Source organism: Psychrobacter sp. NPDC064578 (assembly GCF_044901245.1).
Classification (GTDB): Bacteria; Pseudomonadota; Gammaproteobacteria; order Pseudomonadales; family Moraxellaceae; genus Psychrobacter; species Psychrobacter cibarius_C.
In genome coordinates this window covers 147,547-164,685 of record NZ_JBJDPI010000001.1, presented here as the reverse complement: position 1 = coordinate 164,685, position 17,139 = coordinate 147,547, and the positions used below count along the sequence as shown (strand labels likewise).

17 protein-coding genes are annotated in these 17,139 nt (G+C 43.6%); 9 read left to right on the top strand and 8 right to left on the bottom strand.

Annotated elements, in window-relative coordinates:
* Positions 1–288 precede the first annotated feature (288 nt).
* From ACI2JM_RS00655 to ACI2JM_RS00635, 5 genes are all read left to right on the top strand, one after another.
* The gene (locus tag ACI2JM_RS00655; protein WP_404641361.1) at positions 289–666 is read left to right on the top strand and encodes a hypothetical protein; all 378 of its coding nucleotides are present in this window, start codon (positions 289–291) and stop codon (positions 664–666) included.
* Positions 667–750: 84 nt separating this feature from the next.
* Positions 751–1,260 (top strand): c-type cytochrome, encoded by a 510-nt coding sequence (locus tag ACI2JM_RS00650; protein ID WP_404641359.1) that lies wholly within the window; start codon positions 751–753, stop codon positions 1,258–1,260.
* 342 nt (positions 1,261–1,602) lie between these two features.
* A complete protein-coding gene (tsaD, locus tag ACI2JM_RS00645; RefSeq protein WP_404641357.1) occupies positions 1,603–2,661 on the top strand; it encodes a tRNA (adenosine(37)-N6)-threonylcarbamoyltransferase complex transferase subunit TsaD in 1,059 nt (352 codons plus the stop codon).
* Between the two features lie 55 nt (positions 2,662–2,716).
* Positions 2,717–3,088: a CrcB family protein gene (locus ACI2JM_RS00640; RefSeq protein WP_045452571.1), complete on the top strand. Its 372-nt coding sequence runs from the start codon at positions 2,717–2,719 to the stop codon at positions 3,086–3,088.
* A gap of 160 nt (positions 3,089–3,248) precedes the next feature.
* A complete protein-coding gene (locus ACI2JM_RS00635; RefSeq protein ID WP_045452568.1) occupies positions 3,249–3,857 on the top strand; it encodes a hypothetical protein in 609 nt (202 codons plus the stop codon).
* Positions 3,858–3,985: 128 nt separating this feature from the next.
* Here the strand turns inward: ACI2JM_RS00635 and ACI2JM_RS00630 are convergent, their stop codons facing one another.
* The 5 genes from ACI2JM_RS00630 to potA form a co-directional block, all read right to left on the bottom strand.
* Complete coding sequence (locus ACI2JM_RS00630; protein ID WP_404641355.1) at positions 3,986–4,531, bottom strand: SMI1/KNR4 family protein; 546 nt, start codon at positions 4,529–4,531, stop codon at positions 3,986–3,988.
* Between the two features lie 296 nt (positions 4,532–4,827).
* Positions 4,828–5,718 carry a LysR family transcriptional regulator gene (locus tag ACI2JM_RS00625; protein WP_404641353.1) on the bottom strand — a complete coding sequence of 297 codons (891 nt, stop codon included), beginning with the start codon at positions 5,716–5,718 and terminating at the stop codon, positions 4,828–4,830.
* Between the two features lie 108 nt (positions 5,719–5,826).
* On the bottom strand, positions 5,827–6,657 hold the full coding sequence (gene potC / locus ACI2JM_RS00620; protein WP_193009278.1) for a spermidine/putrescine ABC transporter permease PotC: 831 nt from the start codon (positions 6,655–6,657) through the stop codon (positions 5,827–5,829).
* On the bottom strand, positions 6,657–7,535 hold the full coding sequence (gene potB / locus ACI2JM_RS00615) for a spermidine/putrescine ABC transporter permease PotB (protein ID WP_372861115.1): 879 nt from the start codon (positions 7,533–7,535) through the stop codon (positions 6,657–6,659). The genes potC and potB overlap by 1 nt, the downstream gene beginning before the upstream one ends.
* Positions 7,535–8,797: a spermidine/putrescine ABC transporter ATP-binding protein PotA gene (potA, locus tag ACI2JM_RS00610; RefSeq protein ID WP_404641350.1), complete on the bottom strand. Its 1,263-nt coding sequence runs from the start codon at positions 8,795–8,797 to the stop codon at positions 7,535–7,537. The genes potB and potA overlap by 1 nt, the downstream gene beginning before the upstream one ends.
* 492 nt (positions 8,798–9,289) lie before the next feature.
* Here potA and ACI2JM_RS00605 point away from each other — a divergent pair, with 492 nt between their 5' ends.
* From ACI2JM_RS00605 to ACI2JM_RS00595, 3 genes are all read left to right on the top strand, one after another.
* A complete protein-coding gene (locus ACI2JM_RS00605; RefSeq protein ID WP_045443399.1) occupies positions 9,290–9,928 on the top strand; it encodes a carbonic anhydrase in 639 nt (212 codons plus the stop codon).
* Between the two features lie 152 nt (positions 9,929–10,080).
* A complete protein-coding gene (gene gloA, locus ACI2JM_RS00600; protein WP_404641348.1) occupies positions 10,081–10,662 on the top strand; it encodes a lactoylglutathione lyase in 582 nt (193 codons plus the stop codon).
* A gap of 115 nt (positions 10,663–10,777) precedes the next feature.
* A complete protein-coding gene (locus tag ACI2JM_RS00595) occupies positions 10,778–11,764 on the top strand; it encodes a mechanosensitive ion channel family protein (protein ID WP_404641346.1) in 987 nt (328 codons plus the stop codon).
* Positions 11,765–11,875: 111 nt separating this feature from the next.
* On the opposite strand, the gene ACI2JM_RS00590 is transcribed toward ACI2JM_RS00595, so the two are convergent.
* The 3 genes from ACI2JM_RS00590 to ribA all read right to left on the bottom strand — a co-directional run bounded on the left by ACI2JM_RS00590 (position 11,876) and on the right by ribA (position 14,469).
* Positions 11,876–12,346, bottom strand: coding sequence for a c-type cytochrome (locus ACI2JM_RS00590; RefSeq protein ID WP_404641344.1), 471 nt, complete (start codon positions 12,344–12,346; stop codon positions 11,876–11,878).
* 413 nt (positions 12,347–12,759) lie between these two features.
* The gene (gene hemF, locus ACI2JM_RS00585; RefSeq protein ID WP_404641342.1) at positions 12,760–13,767 is read right to left on the bottom strand and encodes an oxygen-dependent coproporphyrinogen oxidase; all 1,008 of its coding nucleotides are present in this window, start codon (positions 13,765–13,767) and stop codon (positions 12,760–12,762) included.
* A 30-nt stretch (positions 13,768–13,797) separates the two neighbouring features.
* Positions 13,798–14,469, bottom strand: a complete 672-nt coding sequence (gene ribA / locus ACI2JM_RS00580) for a GTP cyclohydrolase II (protein ID WP_404641340.1) — start codon at positions 14,467–14,469, stop codon at positions 13,798–13,800.
* Positions 14,470–15,023: 554 nt separating this feature from the next.
* Between ribA and dxs the strand changes: the two genes are divergently transcribed.
* Complete coding sequence (gene dxs, locus ACI2JM_RS00575) at positions 15,024–17,087, top strand: 1-deoxy-D-xylulose-5-phosphate synthase (protein WP_404641338.1); 2,064 nt, start codon at positions 15,024–15,026, stop codon at positions 17,085–17,087.
* Positions 17,088–17,139 lie beyond the last annotated feature (52 nt).

The following is a 17,139-nucleotide window of genomic DNA, read 5'->3' as shown; positions in this document are numbered from 1 at the left end:
AAGGGCAAGCATTTTAATAAAAAATGTCAGTTAAGTCAATGATTTTAGCACATTAATCCATATTTATCATTAAGTTGCAAGGGGCAATGCGCAGAGACAATTAGAAAAGTAGTTAGAACGCAGGTTTTTGCTCTAGCTTTAATGAAACTATAAATGCAAGGTATAAAATTACTATGAATAAAAAACCCTACTGTCTATAACGGTTTGGTTGGAGTTTATGCTATGATAATTTGCATATAATAGTCAGCATATTAACCATTTTATGTGTATTTTATTGAGGATATTGGAATGAAAAAAACAGGACTAAATACAGCGCTAAGCACCGCATTTATCATTGCTCTTGGCTTTGGTATTAGCGCTTGTAGTGGTGAGAAAGAAGGCGAATCACACGAAGTATTGGCAAAAGATCGCGTTGATGAAGCCGCTGAGTTGGCTCGCAAAAACGCCCCTGAAGCTGAAAAAATGGAGTTCCCAGAGACGGCTCCAGCGCCAGTAACTGAAGCTGATGGCACCGTAGATGGTGCTGCAACTGCTGAAGCAGGGACGACTGCTACTGATATGACAGATGCAACGGATAGCGATGCTGCTGTCGCTGACAGTGCAGATATGCCAGCTGCTGATACGGCGGCAACGCCTACTGCTAACGCTGAACCAGCTACGAACTAATCACGGTTTGTGTGTTGATAGGTTTTGAATTTATGCGCTGTCATAAACAGTCGCTAACATGAAATATCGAATAGAGGTGTGATCATGATAAGTAAACAGCAGCGTATGAATAAACTGATCTTATCTGCCATCAGTTTGAGTGCGCTATTAGCAATCACTGCTTGTAGTGGTGACAATGCAGCGGTTGAAGAGCCTGCTGTTGCCAATGAATCTGCTGATACAACGGTAGTGGTAGAAGACGCGCCTATAGTCGAACCTGAAGTCGTTACACCTGAACCTGTGGCAGATACCGAGACAACGGTCATTGAGGATAAGCCAGTGCAGGAAGTCTCTGCGGAGCCAGAAGTGTTGGCTGCCGATGCTGGCGCCAAACTTTATGAGACCAACTGCAAGGTTTGTCATGAAGGAGGGCTGCTGAACGCGCCGAAATACGGTGATAAAGCCGCGTGGGAGCCGCGTCTGGCTAAAGGCACAGAGACGCTACACATGCATTCGGCAAAAGGCTTTAATAAGATGCCAGCCCAAGCCACCGATAAGGTCAGTGAAGCCCAAGTTTACGCAGCTGTAGATTACATGATTGAAGCAGTTAGCTGATCCAGTATATTAAGAGATATTGACCATTGAAATTTGTTAAACTGACCGTCATTGTGACTGACAATGGCGGTTTTTTTTATGCACGTTTTTTGGCAGATACGAGGGCGCGTCCTCAATTCAATCGATTAACCTCTAAATGGGCTAGAAATGGCTAAACTTTGTCAAACATCGCCAAACATCGCCAAACATTGTCAAATAGCTTATTAATATCTCGATATTATTTGCGCTGCTTTCCTTGTTTGACGGCAATTTTTATCACCATTTTTAAAAAGAAAACACGACCTAAAAGATAGCAACGTTGTAAAAATAATACGCAGACCAAAGTATGATAAAGGCAAAAATATGAAAGTATTGGGTTTAGAGACTTCTTGTGATGAGACAGGTCTGGCGATTTTTGACAGTGAGCAGATGAATAGTGACAATCAAGGGCTGATTGGACAAGTCCTGTATTCACAAATAGAGCTGCACGCACTGTATGGTGGCGTTGTGCCTGAGCTTGCCAGCCGCGATCATATTCGTAAGTTGGTGCCTTTGCTTAATGAGTTGTTAGAGCAGTGTAATGTGAAGAAAAGCGAGATTGATGCCATTGCTTATACCAAGGGACCCGGACTCATTGGCGCTTTGATGACGGGCGCATTATTTGGGCGCAGTTTGGCGTATGGTTTGGATATTCCTGCCATTGGTATCCATCATATGGAAGGACATCTGCTCGCACCGCTGATGGGTGCTAATCCACCCGCCTTTCCGTTTGTTTCGTTATTGGTATCTGGTGGTCATACGTTACTCATCGCCGCACGTGGTGTCGGGCAATATGAGATATTGGGTGAGTCGATTGATGATGCAGCAGGTGAATGCTTTGATAAAGCCGCCAAAATGCTAGGCTTGCCTTATCCGGGTGGTCCCAATATTGCCAGATTGGCTGAAACAGGCAACCCAACTGCTTACAATTTGCCAAGACCGATGCTACATCGTGGCCTAGACTTTTCTTTTAGCGGTATGAAAACCGCCGTGCATAACCTGATTAAAGACACCGATGGTTCAGGTGGCTCAGGGAATAATGCGGATAGCGATCTGCAAGTTCGCGCCGATATCGCCGCCAGCTTTCAGCATGCAGTCGTCGATACGCTGGTGAGAAAGTGCGTGAAAGCACTGAAGCAAGTAGAGATGAGTCGATTGGTGATTGCGGGCGGTGTTAGTGCCAACACTCATTTGCGTGAAACTTTGGAGAGCGAGCTTGCTAAGATAAATGCCACTGTGCATTATGCGCCGCCTGCATTATGTACTGATAATGGGGCGATGATTGCTTATGCCGGTTATGAGCGCCTGCAAGCAGGGCAGTCTGATGATTTAGCGGTGAGCTGTGTGCCGCGTTGGCCGATGACTGAGCTACCAGCAGTGTAAAGACGGCTTTGCTCAATACTATCTCCGTTAACCTTTATTAACCTAAGGATGAACTATGCAGTGGCTTGCTATTGGACTAGGGGCTGCCATTGGGGCTTGCCTGCGGGCGTGGTTGGCTCGCTTTAATCCGCTGCACCACTGGATACCCCTTGGGACGCTTGGTGCTAATGTATTGGGTGGACTATTAATAGGGTTGGCACTGGTGTGGTTTGAGCGCGTGGGCAGCAGTTTATCGCCCAATGTCCGACTGTTTGTGATTACCGGTTTTTTGGGCGGATTGACCACCTTTAGTACTTTTAGTGCAGAAGTTTTTACCTTTATCAACGCTGGTAAATTATTAGCAGGTTTGGGATTGGTCGGACTACATCTGGGACTGACGTTGCTAGCAACGGCTATCGGATTTTACTTCTTTAAGCTGGTTTTATGAGCTTTGATAGATGCCATTCGCATAATGGTCTAATATAAGTGGTCTGTTAATAGGTTTGAAGGGTGAAAGAGCTGGTTCCCTTGGGGTATACCTAAAATACATATTCAACGCACCCTAAAGATACGGTTTCCTAATATACTGGCATTGCAGGTGAAAAATAATGAGCTATTTAAATGAAAAATGGAAACCAAACTTTGGAATTGTATATACATGGTTTGCAATGGATAAAAATGGTTTAATTGCTATGATGTTTAACAACTCGTGGGGAGATATACCAAAATCTATTCTAGGAATTAATGGCGCTGAGTTATTATTAGATGATCTAAATGAATTTACTTATGAAGAGTCTGAGAAATTTTCTGAATATCCTGTTCGTAAGGATGGTAAAGCTACTTTAGATCTATATTCTAGTCTAATGTACAGAGACTACAAGTCTAAAAAAGAGGTTGAAAACTTCATTCAACACAGATTACGTGATGAAAATGAAATGTCTGATTGGACTGTTCCTTCCTTTAAAGGTTACTTTATTTATGAAGCAGTTGAAGGAAGTAATGAAGGAGAAGATTATCCTGTGGGATATGAAGGTCAGACTAAAATAGGAGATTATTTTCGTCATCTTATGCCAACAGTATATGGTTCTATTAATGACTTCCCAAAAGAGCTATGGTACGGTATTGCCGTTTCAGATACATTAGATTTTACTAAAGATAGAGTGCTTGACAATGACAAGATCAATAACTACTTTCCTAGAAATTATGAATCCAGATAGATAATAATCCTTTGAATCTGCTACAACTTATTCATAGCCGATAGTTCGATGCCTGTATAGCGCACCGATCATGGATTAGTAGAAATGAATGCGACCATCAAAAATCGACCTTTATACACCCTATTAAACTATATTTGAGGATTGTTCTTAGCATACTGTAATCTTGCATACTGTAATCTTGCATAAAACTCTGGATCAGTATCCTCTAAGCTGTTCTCATACTCTTCTCTGGAAGTTAAGGATTCAATGAAACAATCAAAGCTATCAGCTATTTTGATTAAAGTATTAATGTCATCAGCATAAGAAGACTCATGATCATAAAAGTATACTTTGCCGTATTGCTTAGGCAGCAAACAAATGCAAAAGTTGTTACCTCCCTCATCATAAGAAAATGCCAGTAACCCTGTTTTCCTTGTGCTGTTGTCATCACCAAAGTTTGATTCTAATTGAACGTATTGAGGACCATCATGTATACCTAGCATACCGTGTATAATCGTTATACCTTCATCTTCTGATATATTGCAAATAGTATTAATAGGCTCTGCGCCATTAAAATTAAGGAGGTATTTACGATAATCTTCTGGCAAACGATACTGTATTGTTTGTTCAAAATCTTTTAGTACCTTAGTGCTAAGCTCTCCAAAAGGGTTAGCTGCTGTATACTTTGTTTCCATTAATTTATACCTTGATTTAAGTTTACATTTCTACATCTTACATTATCAAAATCTTAAAAAATATGAAAAACAATCAATGTCAGGTGTATCTCTACAATTATCCTCGAAATATCAGCCTTATGTACACTCACAAGTACACTGCTATTATTTTCAGCTGATCAATCTATCAGCGTATATGACATACAGCTAGATGTTCAAGTCCTCACTAGGGTAACGTTATTTACCATAACGCTCGTCATAGCGTAAGAGAGCGGATGATATTTCTTAACTGGACTAATTTAGTAGATAGTGAAATATTACAACGGCTTCACAATACCTTCTAATAAATTCGCAAAACCTTGCATATAAGCGGTATCTTGGCTCGATGTGCGCGTCGCTGCATATAGCTGACAATGCACACCCGTACCCAATGGACGCGAGACGACCCAGCCTTTTTTCTCATATTCAGCAACCACCCAATCAGGTAACGCCGCCACACCGCGTTCACTAGCCACCAATTGAATCAGCATCGCCGTCAATTCTGTAGTACGAATACTATCAAAGCTTACCTGCGCGGGGGTCATAAAATTGGCAATAATATCAAGGCGCTTGGCTTCCACTGGATACGCAATCAGGGTTTCATTGGTTAAATCATCTGGCTCAATAAATTTCTGCGCCGCCAAATCATGCGTTGGTGATAGCACCAAGCGACTTTCATACTCAAATAACGGCTGATAGCTGATACCGTCTATCGGTAAATCGCTGGTGGTAATGAGTAAATCGATATCACCTTCCATCAATAAGTGGTGCGGCTCTGGCTCAAAACCTGTTGCAAAATCTAGCTCTACATCAGACCATTCGCGGCGGTAATGATTGAGTATCGGCATTAGCCAATCAAAGCAGCTGTGACATTCAGAGGCTAGCCGTAATCTACCCGCTTGACCGTGAGCTAAGCGCTTAAGATTGGATTTGGTACGAGTGACCTGCGGCATGATGCTATCTGCCAATGCCAGTACCGTTTTACCTGCTGGCGTAAAAGTCAGCGGACGTGTTCGGCGATTGACCAAGCTGATATTGTAATAATTCTCTAGCTCTTTTAACTGATGCGAGACCGCGGAAGCCGTGACGTGCAATTCATCGGCAGCCGCCGCCAATGAGCCATGCGCTCGCAGCGCGGTTAAGGTATTGAGATGACGAAGCTCTAACATAAGACAACCTAACCGCTAAAGTGAGAAAAATTCATTATAATCGATATAGCACTGATTTTCATTCAAAGTCCGATTTTTAATCAGCAATATTAAATGAGCAATGGCAAACTAGCGTCGACGTAATAATAGCTGCGAAATAATCACCAATATCAGCGAGGCAACTAGTAAAATCGTCCCAATGGCATTGACCTCTGGTTTGAGTCCTACCCGTACCATCGAATAAATCCGCAGCGGTAAAATCTCATAACTGGGCCCCGTGACAAAGGTAGAAACCACCACATCATCGAGTGATAAGGTAAAGGCGAGCAACCAACCTGCCATCACTGCGGGCAGAATGACAGGAATGAGTACGGTACGCACCATCGTTGATTCATTGGCGCCCAAGTCGCGTGCGGCTTCCATCAAGCGTTCATCTAAACTACTCAATCGTGCAAACACCGTGATGACTACAAACGGTAAGCAAAAAGTAATGTGCGCGAGTAACAGCGAGACGAACCCTAATTGCAACCCTATTAATAAGAATAATGCCAATAATGAAATAGCGAGTACAATTTCAGGCGACATCATTAATACAAATAACAACCCATTTAATAAGCCTTTACCGCGAAAGTTATAGCGATGTAAGGCGAGAGCAGTTAGCGTTCCTATCAAAGTTGAGACGGTGGCTGCGACCAATCCTAATACAATAGAATGCCAAAAAGCATCGAGCATCGCTTGGTTATTCAACAGCGACTCATACCACTTTAAGCTAAAGCCGCCCCAGTTATAGCCGACTTTTGACTTATTAAAGGACATGACGACTAAGACGATAATTGGCAAATACAGCATGGTATAAATGAGGCTAAGATAGCCTTTAGCCGCGATACTGCCAATCTTAATAGACGATCTTTTTTTAGTTGCCGAGCTATTCAGTTGATGATTCAGTGAACTATCAGACATTAGGCCACCTCATTAAAATCAGTCTTGCCAATACGGCGACTACTGGCACGGTAGGCAAGTAATAGTACCGCCATTGCTAGTGTTAATAACACGCTTGCGGCTGCGCCAAATGGCCAGTCACGCGCATCCAAGAACTGGTTTTTGATGATATTGCCGACCAATAAATTGCGTGAACCACCCAAAATATCTGCCACATAAAACATACCCATCGCAGGCAGCAGCACCAATAGTACCCCTGAGATAATGCCAGGCGTCGTCAATGGCAATATGATATGCCAAAAAGTCTGGGTCTTTGATGCGCCCAAATCCTGTGAAGCGAGTAGCATGTCATTGCGCAAATCGGTAAATACTGCGTATAACGGCAACACCATAAATGGGAACAATAAGTACGTCAAACCAGCAATCACCGCCACTTGCGTGTATAAAATATCGATAGGAGTATCGATGATACCGATTGCCAGCAGCGATTTATTAATCAAACCATTATTGGCAAACAGTAACTTGAGTGCATAAGTACGCACAAGCGAGTTGGTCCAAAATGGTAGGATTAACAGCATCATGAGTAGCGGCTGCCAACGGGTTTTGGCTTTGGCTATCAGCCAAGCAAAAGGGTAGCCAAGTAACAAGCAGATGATGGTTGTGATGCCTGCCATCCATAACGAATGAATAAATACGCCAAAATATAGCGGATCAATCATGCGTATATAGCTGTCGATGCTGACAGGCAAGCTAATAAAAGCACTGCTATCGCGGGTCAAAAAACTGACAGCGATGACTAAGATATTTGGCAATAGCGCAAATATCAGTAACCAACCCCAAATCAGCCAAAGCGTTACGGTACGAAAAGGACTTTTGCTGCCTAAGCTATGACCTGCCATCAGCTAATATCCTTTTGAGCAGCTAAACTGGCAGCTTGATGATTGGCTTCATCATCAAGCGTACCATTTTCTGGTAATACCCACTCCCAGCCATCGACCCATGATACTTTGACGCCTTCATTTAACTTGTAATCAAAGCTTGGATCATCCTCATCAAAGAATTCAGAAGCCTTAATAATGTGACCGTTTGCTAACTCAATAATCGAATCTAAGGTGCTACCTTTATAGTTGCTTTCAATCACTCGCCCGAGTAAGCCACCATGTTCTTTATCATTGGGGTCATAAATTCGTAAATCTTCAGGACGTAGCAATAAATTAACGATATCGCCCACTTGTACATCGTTAGCAAAATCAGGGCGGCGTAGATTGCGTAAGGTGGTCGGACCGTCTTGCGCTTGTGCTTCACAAACTTCGACTTCGATACGGCCATTGGTCACGCGACCGTCGCGATCTGGTTGCTCAGGGTAAACGCCTTTGACTTCCGCTTTAAACAAATTGGTCTCACCGATAAACTTGGCGGTAAATAAATTCGCGGGTGTTTCATAAATCTCAATAGGCGTGCCGATTTGCTGAAAAGTGCCATCTTTCATCACGGCGATACGATCCGACATCGATAGCGCTTCCTCTTGATCGTGGGTGACAAATACAAAAGTGATGCCAAGCTCTCGTTGCAGCCGTTTAAGCTCAGATTGCATTTGTAAACGCAGTTTATGATCGAGTGCAGATAGTGGCTCATCAAGTAGCAACAGTTTAGGACGATTGATGACGGCTCGTGCAATGGCGACACGCTGCTGCTGACCACCAGACAAGTCTTGTGGTCTGCGATTGGCTAAATGCTCCAGCTGTACCATGGCGAGCATCTCGCGCACGCGGGTTTGGATCTCATCTTTGGGTACTTTTTTGAGCTTAAGCCCGTAAGCAACGTTTTGCGCGACACTCATATGTGGAAACAAGGCGTACTGCTGAAACACTGTGTTCACGGGACGTTTATCCGCTGGCAAGCCTGCCATCTGTACGCCGTCTAGATAAATTGCCCCAGCGTTTGGCTGCTCAAAACCAGCGATTAGGCGCAGTAAGGTTGTTTTACCGCAGCCTGATGGACCAAGTAGCGTCAAAAATTCACCGTGCTTGATATCAAGATTGATGTCTTTTAATACTTCAGTTTGATCATAGGTTTTTTTTAGACCAGTCAGTTGCAGTAGTACTTTGTCATCTTGAGGTGATGCAGAGGCTCTGTGCATATTTGGCGGTGAATTGGTCATAATATTTATTCCTACGTGTCCGACATCGCAGTACAGCTATTTATTTAGGACACTGTGGTCAAGGTGATTTGATATGGATATAAGCGATGGGTGTAAACCCGATTTGGTCGCCGCGTATTATAACAAACCCTTGGTATAAATCAGTGCAAGTTCGTTATAAGTTCTGCGAGCAACACGGTTACGCTGTCAATAGCTGTTGGTGCTTGATAGTTCGGTGTTGTCTGTTTGATGCTCGGTTTTGGCTAACGCATTTCTGTTTTTCAGTCTCACTGCCAACTTTATAATTCTGTATGATTGGCAATAACTGCCATTCTATGACGATATTTAAACAAAATTTTTTATCATTTTTTGGTTTTTATTCCTATACAATCACGGTATGGCAGACAAACATGATGCGCCTGATAGGTTAGTAGCCATTCGCAAATCTATGTTTGAATACATGTGTGTAAAGCTGTTTATAACGCTAATATTATTAATGATAAAGGATGTCTTATGCCTAACGATACACGCCCGAAAACCGGTCAAGAAGCTCTTGCGCTTTTAAAAGAAGGCAATATGCGCTACATAGATAGTTTGACCACCACTGACCCAACAATGCAAAGACGACCTGAATTGGTTAAAGATCAAGATCCCTTGGCCATTATTTTGGGTTGCTCGGATGCACGAGTACCAGTTGAGATTGTATTTGATCAAGGCTTGGGTGATTTGTTCGTTATTCGAGTCGCTGGTAATGTCGTCGCGCCTTCACAGATTGGCTCGATTGAGTTTGCGGCCGAAAAGTTCGGTACAAAATTGGTGGTCGTGCTTGGGCACTCACATTGCGGCGCTGTCACGGCTTGTGTTGAGACACTGATCAATCCTGAGAAAAACTATTCGCCCAACTTGCAATCGATTGTCGATCGCATTCGCCCAAGCGTTTATAACTTGCATGAGCTTGCCACTGCCAATGGTCAAGATGTCGATGCCGACGAGTTGGTCGATCGCTCTATCCGCGCCAACGTCCGTATGTCAGTTAGCCAGCTCAAACATGGCTCGCGGGCATTAGAGGACTTAACCAATAGCGGTCAATTGCTGGTCGTTGGTGCAGAGTATGATTTAGAGACAGGAAAAGTACGTTTCTTAGACAGCTAATTAATCGGTTAAATGGGTAGCACCCAGTGTGCGCTCTTACAAAACCCACTCAATGCTTTCGCGATTTTTTATTATGATAAAAGGGTCAAGCGCGTAAAAAATATTCACGCGCTTGCTTTTAAACTCTCTATTTTGTCAATATTAGGATGACTATGTCTATAGCAAATACTGGCTCAGCCACTGATAATAATAACGAATCACTTATCGCCCAGCCAACGAGCAGCGTCAATACCGATGGTGTGCAGCCTATCTCAGCACAGACGACAGGTTTTACTTTTAACCACACCATGCTACGTGTCAAAGATCCTGCCAAGTCGTTGGCGTTTTATACTGGTGTCCTTGGTATGACTTTACTGGCGGTCAAAAAATTCCCTGATATGGGTTTTGATTTGTACTTTTTAGCCAAGTTAACCGAAAGCGAGCGCGACAATTTGCCCGCGGGTGATGATTTGGAAATCTTTGCCTTCCGTCAACGCGGCATCTTAGAATTGACCCATAATTATGGTACCGAAACGAAAGCTGACTTTAGTTATCATGATGGTAATGGTGAGCCACAAGGTTTTGGACATATCTGCTTTAGCGTACCTAGTCTCGATGAAGCGGTTGCTTGGTTTGATAAAAATAATGTCGAATTCAAAAAACGTCCAGAAGATGGCAGCATGAAAAACATTGCCTTTATCAAAGATGTTGATGGCTACTGGATTGAAATTGTACAAGCAAATTTAATGGGCTAGCTTGACAGGCTGGTACGTCAATACGCCAGTTAGTCTAGGACATGCCCCAGTCAAACAATCAATTAATCGAGTGAATGGAAGCATAAAGCTAACCAACCAAAGGAGTGACATCTAGATGCCTACCTCTGAGGCAGAAACGACAGTAAATACCAATATAGCGGCTGAACCAGTGACAACAGATGTGCTGACATATCAAAGTATCATTGATTCAGCAAATGAGATAGTGGTTGGCTTTGTTGAACGCATTCCTTATTTTGTCGCATCAATTATTGTTATTCTGATTTTTTGGTTTCTATCGATTGTCTTCAAAAAAGTGGTATACAAACTTTTAGACAGTCGCAGTCGGCATCAGAATTTGGTTAAAGTGTTTCAGCGAGTAGGCGGCGCACTCATCATTTTTATCGGTTTTATGATTGCTATGGTGATTGCCGTGCCAGGATTTACGCCTGCTAAGCTGATTGGTGCACTCGGTATTGGTTCCGTCGCTATTGGTTTTGCCTTTAAAGATATTTTTCAAAACTTGCTCTCTGGTATTTTGCTGCTGATCTCAGAGCCGTTTCGCATCGGTGATCAGATTGTCTCAGGCGACTATGAAGGGACGGTTGAGGATATTAAGATACGTGCCACGACTATCAAGACGTATGACGGTCGGCAAGTGGTTATTCCCAACTCTGATTTGTATACCTCAGCGTTGACGGTCAACACCGCCTATAAGCAGCGCCGTTTGCAAGTGGCTGTTGGTATTGGCTATGAAGATGACATCGAAGCAGCAAAAGCTGAGATTCTACAAGCGTTAGATAAAGTCGAAAGCGTATCGAAGAAAGCGCAGCCAAGTGTGATTGCTACGGGCTTTGGTGATTCAACGATAGATTTGATGGTACGTTGGTTTATTGAAGATGGCACCCAAGCCAACAAAGTGACCTCGATTCATCAAGTGATCGTAGAGATTAAGAGCGCACTCGATGCAGCAGGTGTCAACATTCCATTCCCGATACGCACGATAGATTTGAGTGACCCATCAGTGACATCGATTGTGAGTAAATTGCATGAGCAAAAGGCGATCGATGTTAATAACCATGTTAATAAAGCTGTGGCAGAGTAATTTGTTTAGCGCGTTATTTTAAAGAACGGCCTTTTACACAATATCTTCGAAATAAAAATCCGCTATATCAAATGACATGGCGGATTTTTTACAATATCAATTTATGACAATTTAGTCAGTTTTGACTTTAAAGTCGGTATGACATGATTTACAGCTAGCACCAACTTCACCAAAGGCTGGTTTGACATCGTCGATGCTAGTGGCTGTTTGTGCAGCAGCGTTCAGCTCAGCAGTGACTTTTTGAAAGTTTTCTGCTTCTGCGCGAAAACCATCGGCATTTGACCAAACGGCATCAGTCGCATTGCCAACGGCTTCTTTATTTTCAAAATGACTCCAAGGCGTAGCAGCGTCTTCTGCTAAAAATGCGGCTTGCTCTTTGAATACGGCGGCATCAAAGGTGTCAGGTGCTTTTATCATATCACCCATGACACCCATCGCATCACCATAGCTTTTCATGCTATCTTGGCGGGCTTTTACATCAGGGTCAGTGGCAGTGCTACACGCTGTTAGACCTAGGGCGGCTGCCATCAATGTGATGCCAAAGATAGATTTTAATGATTGGTTGGTATGAACCTGTGCCATGTGAATTACTCCTGTAAAATTGGTTAGTAGTAGGCGCGCTTATAAACGCTGGCTTTACATACTGTTTTTAAGTATCTGCCCTTAAAGGCTTCTTCTAAAAAAACTTCTTCTAAATTAAAAGGCTTCTTCTAAATACTGCTCTTAAATAAAGCGTATTGTTATAAAAATTACCTCATCATCTTTTGGAAACGCATTCGCTTCTAAAGGATTTTTCCAACAATAGTTTTCATTGTAACGGTTATCTGTGCAGTGGACGTAAATTTAGTTGTTATATCATCGTAATTTTTGAGTCAGTGATTATCGCTCATATAAATTTGCGCCCATATAAAAAGGTCAGCGTGGATAGCTGACCTTCTTGATACTCTCTAAAGACAAGCGAACAAATACCTTAGCCTTTATTATATTCACATAAACTATAGAGTCAACCAATCGCGTGGTTTTAGATAAAAATCGGTCAATGCAAACTCAGGCGAGCCTTCAGTTGGCTCAAAGCGATAATGCCAGCTGGCAAGCGGCGGCATACTGACTAAGATAGACTCGATACGACCATTGCTTTGTAGTCCAAATAAAGTGCCGCGGTCATAAACAAGGTTGTACTCAACATAGCGACCACGGCGATAAAGTTGAAATTCGCGCTGTGCCTCGGTATAAGGGGCATCTTTACGCTGTTCAAAGATGGGCATGATACCGTCAAGATAACCGTTGCCGACCGCCTTCATAAAATTAAAACAGGTTTCAAAGTCCCAGCCGCGACTTTCCGTATTGATATCATCATAAAATAAGCCACCGATACCGCGCTGCTCATCACGATGACGTAGGTGAAAATACTCATCACACCACTGTTTAAAGTCAGGATAGACGCTGTCACCAAAAGGTGCGCACAGATCATGACAGACTTGATGCCAATGCACGCAATCAGCGAGTACAGGATAAAACGGCGTCAAATCAAAACCACCACCAAACCACCAGATAGGCTCTTCGCCCTCAGCTTCAGCAACGAACAAACGCACATTGGCATGGCTGGTTGGGACGTTCGGGTTTTTGGGATGGACAACCAATGAGACACCCATGGCTTGGGCTTTACGACCAGCGATATGGGGATGGCGTGCAGTGGCTGAAGCAGGCAAGTTATGCACGTGAATATGACTGAACATCACACCTGCTTTTTCAATCACCTCACCATCTGCTAGGACACACGAGCGACCGCCGCCGCCTTCAGGACGTTCCCAGTCATCAGGAATAAAGACTGCTGACGTTTGGCTATCACTGCTGCCATTGCGCTCTTGTGCTTCTAAGGCTTGACAGATACGAGCCTGCAAATCGACCAAAAATTCACGCACACGCATGATGTCGTTATTGGCTGGCACTGTTAAGTCTGTCGCTGGCAGATTTGGAAGGTTATCACTATTTGGAATACTCATAAAATATCTATTTATTTAGTGTATTGATGTCTATTTATTAAGATGTAACGCGGTATTGAAATCTTTATCTAATAAATGACCCATGCGGTCGCGCTTGGTCGCTAAATATTCAGCATTCATATCATTTACCCCAACCAATAAAGGCACGCGTTCCGCGACATTAATACCGTGCTCGGTTAGATAAGCCACTTTGTCTGGATTGTTGGTGATGAGTCTGACGGCGTCAACACCGATATGAGCGAGCATCGGGCCGCACATATCATAAATGCGCGCATCAGCGGGTAAGCCCAACATGAGGTTGGCATCTAAAGTATCATGACCTTGGTCTTGCAGGGCGTAAGCGCGAATCTTATTGGTCAGACCAATACCGCGACCTTCTTGGCGCAAGTATAATATCGCCCCGCAGCCAGTCTCTTGTATTGCTTGCATCGCCGTGTTGAGCTGCGGCCCACAGTCACATTTTAATGAGCTAAAAGCATCACCCGTCAAGCATTCTGAATGAATGCGAATCAATGGAATGGTTTTTTCTGCTCGCGTGGCGTCCGTCTGACTCGGTGAGTTGTCCGCCGTATGTTGATCGACGACAGGCAGACCGACAGTCAGCATCACATGCTCTTGACCTTCGTCGTTTTCAAAGATATGAATATCAAACTCGCCGTGACGAGTAGGTAGTTTGGCACTGGTAATAAATTGATATGACATTAATGTCCTGCATAAGCCGATAAGCGTGGCGGTAGAGGGTCTTTTTTAACCATATTAAAACAGCGATGACATCCTAGCTGCATGATGAAAGTAGGATAATGCCAGTATAATTCATTCGTAAAGAGTGCATGCTGATTGTCTTTATTATAAAAACACACAAAGTTCACAAACGACGCACGATGATTAAAGCGACAATTAAAAATAAATGCTATTATGCCATACTATTTTGACGGATACAGTGACAAGTCTTTGCCCTTACATTACTATGTCGTCACTAACATCCGATATTGATGCAGAATAATAAGGCATAATATTATCCCTTGTTATGAAAGCGCGAAAGCAAAGCTCCATCGCTGTCCATTACGGCAGCGTATGTGCTATTCGGCGCAGCTTCTATATGTTTATATAAAGACATAGAGGCTGCCTGAATAAATTTATAAACAGTTATATGGTCGATTACACCAATAATGGTGTAGATATTATTGACGTCACTTAGGTAGCATTATGCACTAAGAGGCTGTCTTGTCAGCAGATTGGTAGGTATCGTACGGTTTATGCAGCAGTCACCTAATTCCCCACAGTCTCAGTCCGTATCTATGCCAGCTGTCGATTCTGCTGCCCAGCTGTCGAATTTACAGCAGACTTATACTGTGATTCCACGCGTCCGTCCTGATACGCCTTTGCTGGATAGCATTGCAGCGCCAGCTGATCTTAATACTCTGACAACTGCTCAACTTATCACCTTGGCTGATGAGCTGCGGCTATTTCTATTGTATTCAGCAGGTCAAAGCGGTGGGCATTTTGGTGCTAATTTGGGCGTGGTTGAATTGACCATTGCGCTGCATTACCTACTAGATACGCCGCAAGATCAAATCGTTTGGGACGTGGGTCATCAAGCCTATGCTCATAAAGTCTTGACGGGTCGCCGTGATCAGTTGGCAACGATTCGCTCGAAAGATGGTTTGACTGCTTTTCCTGAGCGTGCAGAATCCATTTACGATACCTTTGGCGTTGGTCATTCATCGACGTCAATCTCAGCTGGTCTAGGCATGAGCTTAGCACTGCGCTATCAAGGTCGCGCGCAAACCGTTGCTTGTATCATTGGTGATGGTGCAATGACCGGTGGTATGGCGTTTGAAGCGATGAATGATGCGGTGCAACAAGATGCAGATTTATTGGTCATTTTAAATGACAATGATATGTCGATCTCTTGTTCTATCGGTGGTTTTTCACGGCATTTAGCGATGCTATGGGAGTCAGGATATCAGGTTGATATCTCTGATGCAGGCGAGCCAGTACTATGCCAGCGCCCTGATATGCAAGGCTTTGATCGCCGCAAGCGTCACAAAGAGATGCGTGATGTGCCGCAGTTAGAAGACAACTTATTTAAAGCGATTGGTTTTACCTACTTTGGTCCGTTTGATGGTCATAATATCCCTGAGCTACTGCGGGTATTGTCACTTGCCAAGCAGATAAAAGGGCCTGTTTTAGTCCATATTTATACCACCAAAGGCAAAGGTTTTGCCCCAGCTGAGTTAGATCCCGTCGGCTATCATGCTATCAGCAAGCTCCCTGTCGAAGATAATGAAGCAAAAGATAAAATAGCGAGTAATTCGGAAGCTAAGGTTTCAAAAGTGAAGCCGGCATTAAAATACTCGCAAGTATTTGGGCAATTCTTATGTGATAAGGCTGCTGAAGACGATAAGCTGCTTGCCGTCACACCTGCTATGGAAGAAGGCTCGGGGATGATTGACTTTGCCCGTCAATTTCCAGAGCGGTTTTTTGATGTAGCCATCGCTGAGCAACATGCAGTCACACTGGCTGCTGGTATGGCAACCCAAGGCGTCAAACCGATTGTGGCGATTTATTCGACGTTTTTGCAACGTGGCTATGATCAGCTGATTCATGATGTGGCTTTGCAAAACCTTGATGTAATGTTTGCTATTGATCGTGCTGGCCTAGTCGGTGAAGACGGTGCAACGCATGCCGGCGTATTCGATTTTGCCTTTTTACGCTGCGTGCCTAATATGCTGATTGCCGCGCCAAAAGACGAAAACGAATGCTACCATTTGCTTAATACGTGCTATGAGTACCAAGGCTGCACGGCAGTACGCTATCCGCGCGGTGTCGGTACTGGCGCAGTTATCGCCTCGCCAGCACAGACTTATAACGTTGGCGAGGCAGTGGTAGAGTCGGTATTAGGTAGTGAGGATGCGCCTAAAAAGCTGGCGCTACTCGCATTTGGCACCATGGTTGCGACGGCTCAGCAAGCGGCAGAAAGCCTAATTGACAATGATATAGAATCAGACTGTCAGGTACATGTCATTAATATGCGCTGGGTAAAACCTTTAGACACGGCACTATTAGAAAAATTATTAGAGCAAGGTATTACACACATTGCGACTTTGGAAGAGCACATGATTATGGGCGGCGCGGGCAGTGCGGTAAATGAGTATTTGCTTAACGAATCGCCAGCCTTTAAAAACAACCGCCCTGCCGTTATTAATATCGGCATTCCAGATCGCTTTGTCGCCCATGGCTCACAAGCAGAGCAAATGGTTGATTGTGGTTTAGATGTTAATGGTGTGGTAAAGCAGCTTGAACAGTTGCTGTTGTAAGTTTAAGTTATACCTTTGAACGTTTTTAAGTGTTTAAACTGTCATTTGGACA

Coding starts and splice junctions, on each gene's coding strand:
- ACI2JM_RS00640 (WP_045452571.1), top strand. CDS start 2,717: ATGCAGTGGCTTGCTATTGGACTAGGGGCTGCCATTGGGGCTTGCCTG.
- ACI2JM_RS00595 (WP_404641346.1), top strand. CDS start 10,778: ATGCCTACCTCTGAGGCAGAAACGACAGTAAATACCAATATAGCGGCT.
- gloA (WP_404641348.1), top strand. CDS start 10,081: ATGTCTATAGCAAATACTGGCTCAGCCACTGATAATAATAACGAATCA.
- potA (WP_404641350.1), bottom strand. CDS start 8,797: ATGACCAATTCACCGCCAAATATGCACAGAGCCTCTGCATCACCTCAA.
- potB (WP_372861115.1), bottom strand. CDS start 7,535: ATGGCAGGTCATAGCTTAGGCAGCAAAAGTCCTTTTCGTACCGTAACG.
- dxs (WP_404641338.1), top strand. CDS start 15,024: ATGCAGCAGTCACCTAATTCCCCACAGTCTCAGTCCGTATCTATGCCA.
- ACI2JM_RS00650 (WP_404641359.1), top strand. CDS start 751: ATGATAAGTAAACAGCAGCGTATGAATAAACTGATCTTATCTGCCATC.
- ACI2JM_RS00655 (WP_404641361.1), top strand. CDS start 289: ATGAAAAAAACAGGACTAAATACAGCGCTAAGCACCGCATTTATCATT.
- ribA (WP_404641340.1), bottom strand. CDS start 14,469: ATGTCATATCAATTTATTACCAGTGCCAAACTACCTACTCGTCACGGC.
- ACI2JM_RS00635 (WP_045452568.1), top strand. CDS start 3,249: ATGAGCTATTTAAATGAAAAATGGAAACCAAACTTTGGAATTGTATAT.
- ACI2JM_RS00605 (WP_045443399.1), top strand. CDS start 9,290: ATGCCTAACGATACACGCCCGAAAACCGGTCAAGAAGCTCTTGCGCTT.
- hemF (WP_404641342.1), bottom strand. CDS start 13,767: ATGAGTATTCCAAATAGTGATAACCTTCCAAATCTGCCAGCGACAGAC.
- ACI2JM_RS00630 (WP_404641355.1), bottom strand. CDS start 4,531: ATGGAAACAAAGTATACAGCAGCTAACCCTTTTGGAGAGCTTAGCACT.
- tsaD (WP_404641357.1), top strand. CDS start 1,603: ATGAAAGTATTGGGTTTAGAGACTTCTTGTGATGAGACAGGTCTGGCG.
- ACI2JM_RS00625 (WP_404641353.1), bottom strand. CDS start 5,718: ATGTTAGAGCTTCGTCATCTCAATACCTTAACCGCGCTGCGAGCGCAT.
- potC (WP_193009278.1), bottom strand. CDS start 6,657: ATGTCTGATAGTTCACTGAATCATCAACTGAATAGCTCGGCAACTAAA.
- ACI2JM_RS00590 (WP_404641344.1), bottom strand. CDS start 12,346: ATGGCACAGGTTCATACCAACCAATCATTAAAATCTATCTTTGGCATC.